At 71.3% G+C, this 14,498-nt stretch carries 15 protein-coding genes; 5 read left to right on the top strand and 10 right to left on the bottom strand.

All coding sequences use genetic code 11. The features are described from left to right. Positions 1 to 3: 3 nt before the first annotated feature. The 10 genes from ilvD to AW274_RS26015 all read right to left on the bottom strand — a co-directional run bounded on the left by ilvD (position 4) and on the right by AW274_RS26015 (position 10,534). Positions 4 to 1,644: a dihydroxy-acid dehydratase gene (gene ilvD, locus AW274_RS26060; protein WP_062437182.1), complete on the bottom strand. Its 1,641-nt coding sequence runs from the start codon at positions 1,642 to 1,644 to the stop codon at positions 4 to 6. After that, on the bottom strand, positions 1,641 to 2,591 hold the full coding sequence (locus tag AW274_RS26055; RefSeq protein ID WP_062437181.1) for an amidohydrolase family protein: 951 nt from the start codon (positions 2,589 to 2,591) through the stop codon (positions 1,641 to 1,643). Before AW274_RS26055 ends, ilvD begins: the two co-directional genes overlap by 4 nt. Next, the gene (locus AW274_RS26050; RefSeq protein WP_062437180.1) at positions 2,588 to 3,394 is read right to left on the bottom strand and encodes a fumarylacetoacetate hydrolase family protein; all 807 of its coding nucleotides are present in this window, start codon (positions 3,392 to 3,394) and stop codon (positions 2,588 to 2,590) included. The genes AW274_RS26055 and AW274_RS26050 overlap by 4 nt, the downstream gene beginning before the upstream one ends. A 491-nt stretch (positions 3,395 to 3,885) precedes the next feature. Continuing rightward, positions 3,886 to 5,238 carry a family 4 glycosyl hydrolase gene (locus AW274_RS26045; protein WP_062437179.1) on the bottom strand — a complete coding sequence of 451 codons (1,353 nt, stop codon included), beginning with the start codon at positions 5,236 to 5,238 and terminating at the stop codon, positions 3,886 to 3,888. Between the two features lie 20 nt (positions 5,239 to 5,258). Next, positions 5,259 to 6,029 carry a DeoR/GlpR family DNA-binding transcription regulator gene (locus AW274_RS26040; RefSeq protein ID WP_062437178.1) on the bottom strand — a complete coding sequence of 257 codons (771 nt, stop codon included), beginning with the start codon at positions 6,027 to 6,029 and terminating at the stop codon, positions 5,259 to 5,261. After that, positions 6,029 to 7,009 (bottom strand): D-2-hydroxyacid dehydrogenase, encoded by a 981-nt coding sequence (locus AW274_RS26035; RefSeq protein ID WP_062437177.1) that lies wholly within the window; start codon positions 7,007 to 7,009, stop codon positions 6,029 to 6,031. The genes AW274_RS26040 and AW274_RS26035 overlap by 1 nt, the downstream gene beginning before the upstream one ends. Before the next feature lie 11 nt (positions 7,010 to 7,020). Further along, the gene (locus AW274_RS26030) at positions 7,021 to 7,824 is read right to left on the bottom strand and encodes a carbohydrate ABC transporter permease (protein ID WP_030452561.1); all 804 of its coding nucleotides are present in this window, start codon (positions 7,822 to 7,824) and stop codon (positions 7,021 to 7,023) included. Next, positions 7,821 to 8,705 (bottom strand): carbohydrate ABC transporter permease, encoded by an 885-nt coding sequence (locus AW274_RS26025; RefSeq protein WP_062437174.1) that lies wholly within the window; start codon positions 8,703 to 8,705, stop codon positions 7,821 to 7,823. Before AW274_RS26025 ends, AW274_RS26030 begins: the two co-directional genes overlap by 4 nt. An 8-nt stretch (positions 8,706 to 8,713) precedes the next feature. Next, positions 8,714 to 10,048, bottom strand: a complete 1,335-nt coding sequence (locus AW274_RS26020; protein ID WP_062437172.1) for an ABC transporter substrate-binding protein — start codon at positions 10,046 to 10,048, stop codon at positions 8,714 to 8,716. A 168-nt stretch (positions 10,049 to 10,216) separates the two neighbouring features. Further along, positions 10,217 to 10,534, bottom strand: coding sequence for a hypothetical protein (locus AW274_RS26015; protein WP_157520726.1), 318 nt, complete (start codon positions 10,532 to 10,534; stop codon positions 10,217 to 10,219). A gap of 151 nt (positions 10,535 to 10,685) precedes the next feature. Between AW274_RS26015 and AW274_RS26010 the strand changes: the two genes are divergently transcribed. The 5 genes from AW274_RS26010 to AW274_RS25990 are packed head-to-tail and all read left to right on the top strand — an operon-like array spanning position 10,686 to position 14,497. Then, entirely contained in the window at positions 10,686 to 11,612 is a 927-nt protein-coding gene (locus AW274_RS26010; RefSeq protein WP_062437168.1) for a carbohydrate kinase family protein, read from the top strand. Continuing rightward, positions 11,609 to 12,511 (top strand): SIS domain-containing protein, encoded by a 903-nt coding sequence (locus AW274_RS26005; RefSeq protein ID WP_062437166.1) that lies wholly within the window; start codon positions 11,609 to 11,611, stop codon positions 12,509 to 12,511. Before AW274_RS26010 ends, AW274_RS26005 begins: the two co-directional genes overlap by 4 nt. Positions 12,512 to 12,513: 2 nt before the next feature. Continuing rightward, entirely contained in the window at positions 12,514 to 12,801 is a 288-nt protein-coding gene (locus tag AW274_RS26000) for a hypothetical protein (RefSeq protein ID WP_062437164.1), read from the top strand. After that, on the top strand, positions 12,798 to 13,688 hold the full coding sequence (locus AW274_RS25995; protein ID WP_062437161.1) for a 1-phosphofructokinase family hexose kinase: 891 nt from the start codon (positions 12,798 to 12,800) through the stop codon (positions 13,686 to 13,688). The genes AW274_RS26000 and AW274_RS25995 overlap by 4 nt, the downstream gene beginning before the upstream one ends. Next, on the top strand, positions 13,682 to 14,497 hold the full coding sequence (locus tag AW274_RS25990; protein WP_062437160.1) for a class II fructose-bisphosphate aldolase: 816 nt from the start codon (positions 13,682 to 13,684) through the stop codon (positions 14,495 to 14,497). The genes AW274_RS25995 and AW274_RS25990 overlap by 7 nt, the downstream gene beginning before the upstream one ends. Position 14,498 lies beyond the last annotated feature (1 nt).

The following is a 14,498-nucleotide window of genomic DNA, read 5'->3' as shown; positions in this document are numbered from 1 at the left end:
GCCTCAGACCGTGACCGCGCCGTCCGAAGCCGAGCCCACCGTCGCCACGTACTTCGTCAGCACCCCCCGCTCGACCGGCCGCTCCGGCCGCGTCCACGCCTGGGCCCGGGCCTCCAGCTCCGCCGCGTCGACCCGCAGGTCCAGGACGCGCGCCGCCGAGTCGATGACCACGGTGTCGCCATCCCGCACCAGCGCCAGCGGGCCCCCGCGATACGCCTCCGGCGCCACGTGACCGATGACCAGCCCGTGGGAGACGCCGGAGAAACGCCCGTCGGTCACCAGGGCCACGTCGAGCCCCTGGCCGACCAGCGCTCCGGTGATCGAGAGCATCTCGCGCATGCCCGGTCCGCCCGCCGGGCCTTCGTACCGGACGATGATCACGTCTCCGTCCACGAGGCGGCGTTCCTGGATGGCGGCGAAGCACGCCTCCTCGCCGTCGAAGACGCGGGCCGGGCCGGTGAAGACGAAGTCCGGCTTGCCGCCGAGCTTCAGCACGCACCCGTCGGGGGCGAGTGAACCCCGCAGCACGGCCAGCGCCCCGGGACCCTTCACCGGGTCGGCCACGGTCTTCACGACCTGCTGGCCGGGGGCCTCCTGGGCCGATTCGGCCACTTCGGCGAGGGTGCGGCCGTCGACCAGGGTGACGTCCTCGCGGAGCAGGCCGGCGTCCAGGAGGCGACTGGCGACCAGGGACGTGCCGCCGGCGCGCCATAGGTCGGCGGCGGTGTGGGGGCCGGCGGGCTTCACGCCGGCGACGATCGGGATCTGGTGGCAGATGCGGTCGATGTCGTCGATCTCCAGCGGGATCCCGGCCTCGCGGGCGATGGCGAGAAGGTGCAGGACCGAGTTGGTGGAGCCGCCCATCGCGGCGACCGAGACGATCGCGTTGTGCAGCGACGCCTCGGTGATCACGCGGGAGGGGCGGGCGTCGCGGGCGAGGGCGTCCATGACGATCTCGCCGATCCTCGTCGCGGCCTCGTTCTTCGACGGGGCCACTGCGGGGATGTCGCTGACGCCGAAGGGCGACAGGCCGAGGAAGTCGCAGATGGCGCCCATGGTGTTGGCGGTGTACTGGGCGGCGCAGGTGCCGGCGCCGGGGCAGGCGTGGCGGGCCAGGTCGTCGACGTCGTCCTGGGTGAGCTTGCCGACGCTGCGTTCGCCGAGGGCCTCCCACATGTCCTGGATCGTCACGTCGCGGTCGCGCCAGCGGCCGGGCATCATGCTGCCGCTATAGAGGATCACCGACGGGACGTCCAGGCGGCTCAGGGCCATGATCGCGGCGGGGGCGGTCTTGTCGCAGCCGACGACGGCCACGATGGCGTCGAACTGGTGGGCGCGGCCCATCAGCTCGATCGAGTCGGCGATGACCTCGCGGCTGACCAGCGAGGCGCGCATGCCGGGGGTGCCCATCGTGAGGTTGTCGGAGACCGCGATGGTGTTGAACTCCATCGGGGTGCCGCCCGCCCGGCGCACCCCCTCGGCGACGTGGGCGGCGAGTTCGCGGTGGGTGAGGTTGCACGGCATGGTGCCGGTCCACGTGGAGGCGATGCCGACCTTGGGGCGGCGCATGTCCTCGTCGGTCCAGCCCATCGCGTACAGGTGGGAACGCGCCGGGGCGCGGTCGGGGTCGGTCGCGATGTTCATGCTGTCTCCCTGGATGTGGCGACGGGCAGGTCGAGGCTCAGCAGCCGTGCGGCGTTGCCCGCGAAGATCAGTTCCCGGTCGCGGGCCGACAGGTTCAGTTCGTCGACGATCCTGACCTGCTCTTCCGCGTACTTCCTGATGTATCCCCACGGGAAGTCGCACGAGTCGGTGCCGAACAGGATGCGCTCGGGGCCGAAGGTCTCGTGGAACTTCCGGAAGAGCTGCTTCTGGTCGAGGTCGTAGGGCACCCAGCGGGTCCACTCGTGGTTGCTGGAGCTGTCGACGTGGACGTTGGCGTTCGACCAGCCGAGGCGCAGCAGTTCGGCCGGGTAGCCGCAGCCGAAGTGGGCCACCACGAAGTTGACGGTGGGGAAGGCCTTGGCGACGTCGTGCAGGGCCAGCGGGTCCATGTTGGGGGCCCAGCCGAGCCCGCCGCCGCCGTTGACCGGGCCGAAGTGCAGCACGACGGGCAGCGCGTGCTCCTCGACCACCTCCCACACCGGCCAGAGCGACCGGTCGGCCAGCGGCACCGTCACCCAGGGCGCGATGACCTTGTAGCCGCGCAGCCCGATCTCCACCGCCCGGCGCAGTTCCGCGGCGGCCCCGGGCGAACAGGGCGGGTGGTTGGCGAAACCGACGAAACGGTCGGGGTGGGCGGCGACGACGGAGGCGAGCCGGTCGTTGCCGCCGCCGGACATGAACACCACCCGCTCCAGGCCGAAGTCGTCGGCCTCGGCGCGCCAGGCGGCGGCCAGGTCTTCGGTGCCGCGCGTCTCGGGGGCGGTCGGGGGCAGGCTGCGCGCTTTGCGGACCCGGTCGGCGTACCGGGCGGAGTTCTCCCGGAGCACGCTGAGTTTGGCGGGGCCGCAGACGTGCTCGTATTCGGCGTCGAGACGATCCTGGGTGGGTTCGTCGCCGGGGAAGTGGCAGTGGAAGTCGATGATCACTTGAATCGCACCGTGTTCCGCAGCAGCCCGATCCCCTCGACCTCGCACTCGACCACGTCGCCGTTCTTCAGCCAGAGCGGGGGCTTGCGCCCCATGCCGACGCCGTGCGGGGTGCCGGTGGCGATGACGTCACCGGGGTTCAGGGTCATGTACGCGGACAGGTAGGCGATGATCTGCGGGATCTGGAAGATCATCTCGCTGGTACGGCTGTCCTGGACGACCTCGCCGTTGACCCGCGCCGAGATGGCCAGGTCGTGGGGGTCGGCGATCTCGTCGGCGGTGACGATCCACGGCCCGAGCGGGCAGAACCCGTCGAAGTTCTTGCCCCGGAACCACTGCCCGTCGGCGAACTGGGCGTCCCGGGCGGACACGTCGTCGGCGACGGTGTAGCCGAACACCCCATCGGGCCCCATGACCACGGCGAGCTCGGCCTCCCAGTCGAGCTGCGCCGTGCTCCCTTCGGACACGACGACGTCGGCGTGCGGGCCGGTCAGCGTGTGGGCGGTCTTCACGAAGGCCAGCACCGTGGACGGGGTCTCGAGACCGGTCTCCCGGATGTGGTCGGCGTAGTTGAGGCCGATACAGATGATCTTCTCCGGGTGGGCGACCGGGCTGAGCAACTCCACCCCGGCCAGCGGAACGGCCGATCCGTTCGGGGTGAACGGCCCACCGGAGGCGATCAGATCACGAACGGCGTCGGCCATGTAAGCCGAGGACTCCTCGGCCACGGGGGCGACGACGTCCCCGTCGACGAGCCCGGCGAAGACCCGGCCGTCGGGCGTGCGGTAGCGGGCGATGCGCATAAATCAGAACTCCAATCCCGAAATAACGGGATAAAACGGGCGAACGGAAAGCTGGGGGTGCCGAAACGACGGCGGTCAGGGCCGCCGAGAGGGGTGCGTGCGGCCATTGCTCAGGCGACGGGCTCGGGCAACACGTGGGCGGTGTGCTGAGGCGGCGCGATCGGGTGACGTGGCCCGGCGAGGTGCCGGGGCGGTGTGCTGAGGCGAGGTGCCGGGGCGGTGTGCCGGGGCGGTGTGCTGAGGCGGTGTGCTGAGGCGGGTGGTCGGGCGCCGTGTCTCGAGAAGTGCTCGCCCAAACACCTCTGGTGCCGTGTCCCCAAAGGTGTTTGGGCGAGGTGCTCGGGCGCCGTGTCCCTAGAGGTGTCCGGGCGAGGTGCTCGGGAAAGTGCCTAGACGAGGTGTTCGGAGAGGTCCTCACGCGAGGTGTTCCCGTGAGTTGTTTCCGTGAGTTGTTTCCGCGGCGCCCTCAGCGATCCCCTCAGGTCACGGGCTCAGGCGAAGGCTGGGAGGAAACGTTTCTGTTCGGCGAGCAAGGCGTCGGTGAGCGCGGCGGCGGCTGTCGGGTCGGTGACCGCGCCGTCGGCGATCATCGCCTCTATCGCCAGGTCGCGGGAGCCGGTCATGGCCGCCTCCACCGCCAGGTAGACCGAGGTCAGGCGGCGCGCGAGGATCGCGGTCAGGGGGGCCGACAGGTCCGGGACCGACACCGGGCGCAGGCCCCTCGCCGTCGCCACGCCGGGGATCTCCAGGGCCGCGTCGTCGGGCAGGCCCGGGACCGCGCCTCGGTTCGGCACGTTGACCGAGAACATCGCGCGCTGGTCGAGTTCGATCGAGCGGATGATGGCGATCAGCTGTTCCTGTTCGCCCGTCGAGCGGTCGAAGACCGTCTCGTCGAGCGGGGTCTCGCCGAGCGCCTGGGCGCGCATGCCCTGGTAGCGGTTCTCGCCCCATTCCAGGATCTCCGGTACGGAGAAGGCGTCCACGCCGAGGGTCTTGCCGTAGTAGGAGCCGCCGGCCCAGCGTTCGGGGAAGAACTCCAAAACGTGGCGGTCGTTGGCGGCCGGGTAGGCGCCGTACCGCTGGAAGATCTCCCAGGAGAACGGGTTGTGCCAGGCCTTGCCGTTCTCCCAGATGGAGCCGATGTCCTGCGGCTCGGGGGCGACGGCCAGTTCGCGGGCCACCTTCTCGCGCACGCCGGGCCAGGCGTCGGCGCCGTTGTGGCGGAAGTCGTAGATGAAGGTCAGGTGGTTGATGCCGGCGTACAGGGTGGAGGTCTCCTCGAAGGGGAGACCGGCGAAGGCGGCCAGTTCGCGCTGGACGTGGTGCATGCCGTGGCACAGGCCGACGACCTCGACCCCGGCGTACCGGGTCATCGCGTACACGTTGGCGGTCATCGGGTTGCTGTAGTTGAAGAAGAACGCGCCGGGCGCGAGCGCCTTCACGTCGCGGGCGATCTCGACCATGACCGGGACGGTGCGCAGCAGCCGGGAGATGCCGCCGGGCATCACCGAGTCGCCGACCGGCTGGTAGATCCCGTGCCGGATGCAGACGTCGTGGTCGGCCTGCCAGGCGGGCCTCCCGCCGACGCCGACGCAGGTCACGACGTAGTCGGCGCCGGGCAGCAGCTCCCGGCGGTCCGTCGAGGAGCGCACGGTGATGCGGTCGCCCGCGCCCCTGGCCTCGACCATCAGCCCGGCCAGGCGGGCGGCCACGCCGAGGGCCTCCTCGTTGACGTCCACGAGGCGGATCTCCCACGCCCCGAGGTCGTCGGCCGAGATCAGGTCGGCCAGCAGGCCGCGGGTGAAGACGGCTGAACCTGCTCCTATCAGGACCAGGACTTTCATGATGCTCCTTGCGAAAAGGTTCAGGTGGACACGACGGTGACGCCCGCGCCTTCGAGCGCGGTCACCGCCTCGACCGGCGCGGCCGTGTCGGTCACGACCGTGTCGATGCGCGACAGCGGTGCGATGCGCACGGCGCTGCGCTGGGTGAACTTGCTGTGGTCGGCGAGCACGACGAGCCGCGTGGCCGCCGCGATCATGTTGCGGTCGGTCTCGGCCTCGGCGAGGTGGGCGCCGAGCATCCCGTACGCCGGATCGAAGCCGTAGGCGCTGAAGAAGCCGACGTCGATGTGCACGTCGTTGAGGGCCTGCGTGGTCAGGTGGCCGAGCAGCGACAACTCGGCGTTGCGCATCAGGCCGCCCAGCACGAGCACCTGCGTGGTCTCCGAGGCGATGCCGATGGCGTACGCGATGGCGACCGAGTTGGTCACCACGGTGACGTCGGGCACCGCGACGAGGTGGGGCACCATCTGGGCCGTGGTCGACCCGCCGGTCAGCAGCACGGCGCTGCCGGGGGCGATCATCTGGGCCGCTGCGGCGGCGATGCGGCGTTTCTCGTCGAGGTTGCGGATCGAGCGTTCGATCATCGGCGTCTCGGCGACCTCGGGGCCGCCGTCGACGGCGACCGCGCCGCCGTGGACCCGGCGCAGCAGGCCGCGTTCGTCCATCTCGTCGAGGTCGCGCCGCACGGTGGAGACGCTCACGTTCAGCAGCGCCGCGAGGTCGTCCACGCTCACCGACCCTCGGCTGCGCACGTGGGAGAGCAGTTCGCTCCGGCGCCTCTCGCTCAGCATCAGTAGCCGGCCTTTCTGTCCACAAGATTCAGCAGGGGGCGGCCCTCGACCAGCCGGCGCAGATTCTCGGTGAACAGGACGCGGACATGATCGTGGTAGCCGGGCGCGAATCCTGCCACGTGCGGAGTGATCAGGACATTGCTTTCCGACCAGAAAGCACTGTTTTCCGGCAGCGGTTCCTCGGCGAACACGTCGGAGACGAGATAGCCGACCTGTCCGCTTCTGAGGGCGGCCAGCAGCGCGTCCTCGTCGACGACCCCGCCCCGGGCCCCGTTGATGACCACGGCGCCCGGTTTGAGCTGCGCGAACGCGTCGGCGTCCAGGAGATGGTGGGTCTCGTCGGTGTGCGGGACGGTCAGCACGAGGTAGTCGGAGCGGGCCAGCAGGCCGGGCAGGCCGTCGGGGCCGACGATCTCGGCGGGGGTCTCGTCGGCGACCTCGCTGAACCGTTCGCCGGCCCGGCCGCCGCCCCGGCGCATGCCGATGACGTTCATGCCGAAGGCGTGCGCGAGCCGGCCGATCTCCTGGCCGATGCGGCCGTAGCCGACGATGCCCACGGTCGAGCCCGGGATCATGCGCGGCATCAGCCGGTTCCACCGGTAGTCGAGGTCGGGCCAGTGGCCGAGGCCGATGATGTGCGGCAGGTGGTGGGCGTGGGCGAGGATCATCATCAGCACCCACTCGGCCAGCGGCTTGGGCGAGACGCCGCCGATGGTGGTGACGTCGACGTCGCTGTCCCACAGGTCGGTGCCCTTCACGTGGTCGCAGCCGCTGGTGTCGAGCTGCACCCACCGCAACCTCGGCGCGGCGCCGCGGGGCGGGAAGGCGGTGTTGGTGTAGAGCACGTCGGTCTCGGCCAGCAGGCCGGCCGGGATCTCCCCGGCGCTGCGCGCCAGGTGCTTCCGCACCCGGACGCCGGGCACGGTCACGGCGGCGAGCCAGTCGTCGTCGAAGTCGAGGGTCACCAGCACGTTGATCATCGGGGTCGTCCTCACTTGATGCCCGATCGGGCCATGCCTTCGACGAAGTGCCGCTGGAACAGCGCGAACACGATGATCATCGGGATCATCGACAGCAGCGACATCGCCATCAGCGAGCCGTAGTCCTGGCCGTACTGGTTCTTCAGGAACAGCAGGCCGACCTGGAGGGTGTAGCTTTCCGGGTCCTTCAGCACGATGAGCGGCCAGGCGAACTCGTTCCACCGCCACATGAACGTGAAGATCACCAGCACCGCGATCAGCGGACGGCACAGCGGCAGCACGACCGTGCGGAAGATGCGCCACTGGCTCGACCCGTCGCACTGCGCGGCCTCGATCAGCTCGTCGGGGATCGCCATCATGAACTGCCGGGCCATGAACAACCCGAACGCCTCGGCCAGCCTCGGCACGATGACGCCCCAGTCGCTGCCGATCAGCCCGAAGTCCACCACCAGGTGGAACTGCGGCACCATCACGACCTGCACGGGCACCATCAGCGTGCTGATGATGAGGATGAACAGCACGTTCCGGCCGGGGAAGCGCAACTTGGCGAAGGCGTAGCCGGCCATCAGGTTGATGACCACGGTCAGCACCACGGCCACGACCGCGATGAACACCGAGTTCACCGCCCACATGCCGTAGGGGAACTTGCTCAGCGGGTCGGTCAGGTTCTCCCACCGCACGCTCGTCGGCCACAGGTGCAGCCCGGGGCCGCGCATGTCGGCCGACGAGGAGATCGCGGTGACGACCATCCAATAGACGGGGAACAACATCGCGACCGCCCCGGTGATCGCGAACGCCAGGCGATAGCGCGTCATGCGACGTCCCTCCGCTTGTTCACACGCCACTGGACGATCGTCATGACCAGGACGATGAGGTAGAGCACGACGCCGATCGCCGAGGCGTAGCCCTGCTGCCGCTGCTCGAACCCGGCGGAGTAGGCGTAGGTGACGAGCATGGTGGTCGAGTTGCCGGGGCCGCCGCCGGTCATGACGTACACGATGTCGAAGACCTGGAAGCTGTTGATGATGCCGATCACGATCAGGAAGAACGTGGTCGGGCCGAGCTGCGGGACGGTGATGCGGCGCAGCGTCGCCCACCGGGAGGCGCCGTCGCAGCGGGCCGCCTCGAACACCTCGCGCGGGATGCCCTGGAGGGCGGCGAGGTAGACGACCATGTTGAAGCCGAGGCCGATCCACAGGCTGATGGCCACCAGCGACAACAACGCCGGCACGCCTTCCGACTGCCACGGGATCGGGCCGAGCCCGACGACGTCGAGGATGCGGTTGACCAGGCCGATGTCCTCGTTGAACAACCACGCGCCGATGAGCGCGCTGCTGACGCCGGAGATGACCGCGGGCAGGTAGTAGATCGCCCGGATCAGCCCCCGGGCCGGCATGCGCTTGTTGAGCAGCAGCGCCGCCGCCAGGCCCGCGACCAGGCACAGCGGCACCGAGATCGCGGTGTAGAGGGCGGTGTTCCAGAGTGCCGTCCAGAAGATCTTGTCGCTCAGGATCTCCTCGTAGTTCTGCAGCCCCACCCATTTGGCGAGGCCGAAGCCGCGGGTCTGCTGGAGGCTGATCCAGAAGACCTGGATCAGCGGCCAGAACATGAAGACCGCGAAGACGGCCACCGCCGGCGCGGCGAACGCCAGGCCGGTCAGCGCCTCGCGCGCCCGCCGCGTGCGGACCGTTGCCATCGGGCCTCCTAGGCGGACAGTGCCTTCTCGATCGCGGCGCCGATCGCGCCGACGGTGTCGTCGGCCGACTGGCCGCCGGTGAAGTAGCCCTCCAGGTTCTGCACCAGCGCGTCGTTCACGCCGGAGAAGCCGGGCAGGGTGACGAACTGGACCAGGTCGGCGGGCATGGTGGTGGCCTGCTGCTGGAAGACCGGCATCAGGTCGGGGGAGACGGCGTAGTTGAGCTTCGCGCCGGCCAGGTCCTTGCGGGCCGGGAGCACCGTCGTCTGCTCGCAGAACAGCTGCATGTTCGCCGGTTCGGCGAGGAACTTCGCGAACGCGGCGGCGGCCTCGGGGGCCTTGCTCTGCGTGGTCACCGCGACCGCGTTGCCGCCGAGGTCGGAGGCGGCGCCGCCGGGGCCCTTGGGCAGGAAGGTCGCGCCGATCTCGATGCCCTTGGCGGTCTTGTTGATGTCGGGCAGCAGGAAGTCGCCGACGAACGCCATGGAGATCTTGCCGGAGCCGAACACCAGGTCGGGGCTGTTGGCCGTCTTGACCATCATGTTCTTCGGCATCAGGCCCTTGTCGTAGAACGACTTGGTGAACTCCAGCGCCTGGCGGGCCTGCGGGGTGTCGAACGCGGCGGTCGTGCCGTCGGGGGACAGCGCCTTGCCGCCCGCCTGCCAGAGCCAGTTGAACCAGCGGTAGGCGCCGTACTGCTGCCAGTTGACGCCGAAGGCGGCGGTCGCGCCGGTGCCGGCGGCGTTCAGCTTCTCGGCGACCTCGAGGAACTGTTCCCAGGTCCAGGCGGTGTCGAGGGTGGTCGGCACGTCGGTGATGCCGGCCTTCGCGAAGTGCGCCTTGTTGTAGAGGATCGCGCTCGTGTCGGTGTGGTGCGGGACGCCGTAGGGCTTGCCCTGGTACTGCACGCCGGCCCACAGGGCGTCGATGAACTGGCCCGAGTCGGCGCCGACGGTGGCCGACAGGTCGGCCAGCACGCCCTGCGAGCTGTAGATGCCGATGTCGTTGTAGGTGACGCGGAACAGGTCGGGACCCTGGCCCGACTGCAGCCGGGCGTCGAGGGTGGTGCGCATCTGGTCGTACGGAAGCTGCTCGACCTTCACCTTCACCCCCGCGTTCGCCTTCTCGAAGGCGCGGGCGATGGTGTTGAAGGCGGCCATCTCTGCGTCCGAACCCCAGACGGAGAACGTCAGGTCGCCGGTCGCGGCGCCGGCGCTCGCGGCGGCGGCCGGGGCGCTGGTGCCGGCGTCACCGCCGCCGCACGCGGCGAGGGCGCTCATCGCGGCGGCGCCCGCGGCGGTCATGCCGGCCGCACGGAGGAACTGGCGGCGGTTGAAATTCATGGGGGGCCTCCCTTGGCTCCGGCCTGGTGTGCCGTTCCTATCAACTTCACGCAGAAAACGTCAATACATCTCAAAATGGTCACTTGACAGTCACGACGGCCGTCTCTACGGTCCTGAAATGACAGATCTGCTCGTTTTTGAGAGTTTTGAGGGGGCCGGCGTGCGCGATCAGGCGGGGCGGTCGCCCCACGGGCGGGTCACGCCGAGCACCGCGTCGTCTCCGCTTTCGGCCAGCGCCAGGGCGGCGGTGGAGACCTCCTCCGGGGTGTGCCACCGGCCGCTCGGGTGCCAGCCGAGGATCAGCCTCGGACGGCCGGGCAGCGGGGGCTCCGGCCCGTCCGGGGCGGCGTACACGCTGGTCAGCACCTGGACGACCCGGTCGGCGCGGGCGTCGACGACGTCCCAGGCGGCCTGGTCGCCGAACGGCATGTACACCAGCGCCAGGTCGAACCGCCGGTCGCCCAGGGCCGTCACGAAACTGGGCACATTTGTAACGTCCGCTAGCACTATGTGGCAAATGTCTGAAGTGCGATGTTTGTTGCGCGAAACGATAGAAACGACCATCCCTCTGGCGGCCAGGCCGGTCACGGCCGGAGCCAGGATCCCCGTTCCGCCGACCACCAGGACGTGACCTGACATGGAATTCGACCTCCTCGTGGCAGGGGAGCTGAACGCCGACGTCGTCGTCGAGTGCGGTGACGTGCGGCCGACGTTCGGGCAGGTCGAGGAGATCGTGGAGGATGCCACGATCGTCCTCGGCAGCTCCGGCGCGATCACCGCCTGCGGGGCGGCCCGGCTCGGCGCCCGCGTCGCCATGGCCGGGGTGGTCGGCGACGACTGGCTCGGTGACTTCGTGCTCGACCGGCTGGCCGAGCGCGGCGTCGACACACGCTACTGCCTGCGCCGACCTGGTCGGCGCACCGGGATGACGGTGGTCCTCGGGGCCCGCGGCGACCGCTCGATGCTCACCTTCCCGGGCGAGATCGGCCGGCTCGCCGCCGCCGACGTGCCCGCCGAGGCGCTCGCCGCCGCGCGGCACCTGCACGTCAGCTCCTACTTCCTCCAGTACGACCTGTGGGCCGGCCTGCCCGCCCTGGTCAGGGAGTTCGCCGGCACGACGTCGGTCGACCCCAACTGGGACCCGTCACGCTCCTTCGACCACGGCCTGCCGGCCCTGCTGCCGCACCTCGACTACCTGCTCCCGAACGAGCAGGAGGCCGAGCACATCACCCGCGCCAACGGCGGCCCGCCCACCTGCGGCCTGGTCGTGAAACGCGGCGGCGACGGCGCCACCCTGAACCTGCCCGACGGCACCGCGCTCGGCGTGGACGCCCCCGCGATCACCCCGGTCGACACGACCGGCGCGGGCGACTCCTTCGACGCCGGCTTCCTGGCCACCCTCCTGCGCGGCGGCAGCTACGCCGAAGCGCTGCGCGTCGCCTCCGCCTGCGGCGCCCTCTCGACCCAGGGCATGGGCGGCACCGCCGCGCAGCCCACCCTCCCCGAGGCGCTCGAACTCGCGGGCAGCCTCACCGTCCACGATCTCCAGGAGACCCAGAAGTGACCGCAACGACCGCCCCCGAGCTGGCCCGGCGTACGCAGGCCGAAGTGGAGTCCCAGCCGGACACCTGGCGTCGCGCCCTCGACCTGGCCGCCGCCACCGGCGTGCTGCCCGGCGCGGGCGCGAACGTGCTCGGCGTCGGCTGCGGCACCTCCTATTACATCCTCGAGAGCTACGCCCGCCGCCGCCAGCAGCTCGGCCAGGGCCGCACCCGCGCCGCCATCGCCACCGAACTCGACGACGCCGACGCCTACGACGCGGCGATCCTGCTCTCGCGCTCCGGCACCACCAGCGACCTGGTCCGGGTCGCCCGCGACCTGTCGGAGCGCACCCGCACGATCGCGATCACCGGCACCCCCGGCTCGCCGATCACCGAGGCCGTGCACGAGACGATCGTGATGGACTTCGCCGACGAGCACTCGGTCGTGCAGACCCGCTACGCCACCTCCGCGCTGACCCTGCTGCGCGCCTCCATCGGCGACGACGTGTCCGGCCTGCCCGACCTGGCCCGCGCCGCGCTGGCCGAGCCGCTCGCCGCCGACCCGGCCGACTTCGACCACGTCGTCTTCCTCGGCACCGGCTGGGCGCGGGGCCTCGCCGAGGAGGCCGCCCTCAAACTGCGCGAGTCGGCCCGGTTGTGGACGGAGTCGTACGCGAGCCTCGAATACCGGCACGGCCCGATCGCCTGCGCCTCCCCGCGCAGCCTCGTGTGGGCGCTCAGCCCGCTGCCCGCCGACGTGGTCGAGGCCGTGCGCGCGACCGGGGCCACGCTCCGGGTCGCCGCCGCCGACCCGCAGGCCGAGCTGGTCCGGGTCCACCGCCTGGCCGTCGCCTACGCGCGCCACCGGGGGCTGGAGTGCGACAGCCCCGAGCACCTGTCCCGTTCGGTCGTCGTGGAGTAGCCGTGCCGTTCGTCCAGTACGCCACCGCCGCCGCCGTCCCCGAGAACCTGTCCGACCGGCTCGCCCTCGCGGTCGCCGACGCCCTGGACCTGCCGCCCGGCGCGGTCGTCGCCCAGCGGCTGGCCGCCCTCGACGGCGCGGGCGTCACGGCCGTCGTGCGCGGGCGGCTCCGCGACCCCGAGCTGATGCGCGCGGCGGTCGGCCGGGCGGCCGCGCTGCTCGCCGCCGACCTGGGCGTCGACCCCGACTACGTCTTCGTCTCCTGGCCCGATCCGGGGGTCGTCGGGTGATCCTCACCGTGACGCTCAACCCCGCCTACGACGTCACCTACCGCCTGGCCGCGCTGCGGCCGGGCGCGACCAACCGGGTCGGCGAGGTGGCGGTGCGCGCGGGCGGCAAGGGCCTGAACGTCGCCCGCGTCCTGCTGGCGCTCGGCCACGAGGTGACCGCGCTCGGGCTGGCCGACGCCCGGTTCGGCGCGTCGGCCGGCCTGCCGGCCGCGTTCACGCCGATCGCCGGGGAGACCCGCCGCACCACGGCGGTCGTCGCCGACGAGGTGACCATGCTGAACGAGCCCGGCCCGGTGATCTCGGCGGGGGAGTGGGCCGCCTTCCGGTCCGACTTCCTGTCGTGGTTGCCGCGCGCCTCGGCCGTGGTGATGTCGGGCAGCCTGCCGCCCGGCGTGCCCGGCGACGCCTACGCGGTGCTGGCCGCGCTCGCGGGCGACGTGCCGACGATCGTGGACGCCGAGGGCGACGCCCTCGTCCACGCGCTGGCCGCCCGCCCCCACGTCGTGAAGCCCAACGCCGACGAGCTGAGCCGCACCTTCGGCGCGGCGACCTCCGTCCGCGACGGCGCGATGCGGCTGCGCGAACTCGGCGCCCGCGCCGCCGTCGTCTCAGACGGGCCCCGCGGCCTGCACGCCGACACCTCCGACGGCGTGTGGCGGGCGGTGCCGCCGTACGCCGAGGGCAACCCGACCGGCGCGGGCGACGCCGCCGTCGCGGCCATCGCCATGGGCGTGGTCGCCCGCTGGGACTGGGCCGAGACCCTCCAGCACGCCGCCGCCCTGTCGGCCGCCGCCGTCAGATCGCCCCTGGCCGGGCAGGCCGACCACGCCGCCTACCGGGCCAACCTCACCGCCGTCACCACGGAACCACTGGAGCGAGAGTGCTGACCCCCACCGCCGAGATCGTCTCCGCCGCCTACGCCGCCGGCCGAGGCGTCGGCGCCTTCAACGTGATCCAGGTCGAGCACGCCCAGGGCATCGTCGCCGGGGCCGAGGAGGCCGGGCTGCCGGTGATCCTCCAGGTCAGCGAGAACACCGTCGACTACCACGGCGGCCTGGCCGCCATCGGCGCGGCCTGCCTGGCGGTCGCCCGTGAGGCGTCGGTGCCGGTCGCGGTCCACCTCGACCACGCCACCCGGGGCGACCTCGTCGACCGGGCCGTGGAGCTCGGCTTCGGGTCGGTCATGTTCGACGCGTCGGCGTTGCCGTACGAGGAGAACGTGGCCGCGACCGCCGAGGTGGTGCGCCGGACCGGCGTCTTCGTGGAGGCCGAACTGGGGGAGGTGGGGGGCAAGGACGGCGTACACGCGCCCGGGGTTCGCACCGACCCGGCCGAGGCCGCCGCCTACGTCGCCGCCACGGGGGTGAACGCCCTCGCGGTCGCCGTCGGCACCTCCCACGCGATGCTCACCCGCGACGCCGCGCTCGACTTCGCCCTGATCGCCGACCTGCGCGCGGCGGTGCCGGTGCCGCTGGTGCTGCACGGCTCCTCGGGCGTCGCCGACGACGGGCTCACGGCGGCCGTCGCGGCGGGCATGACCAAAATCAACATCGCCACCCACCTGAACAAGGCGTTCACCGCCGAGGTCCGGCGGGTGCTGGCGGCCGAGAAGACCGTCGACCCGCGCAAGTACCTGCGGCCCGCCCGGACGGCCGTCGGGGCGCAGGTCGCCCATCTGCTGCGTGTCCTGCACTAAG

Origin of the sequence: Herbidospora daliensis, assembly GCF_001570585.1 — a bacterium.
Taxonomy (GTDB): Bacteria; Actinomycetota; Actinomycetes; order Streptosporangiales; family Streptosporangiaceae; genus Herbidospora; species Herbidospora daliensis.
This window is presented reverse-complemented; position numbering and strand designations above follow the sequence as displayed.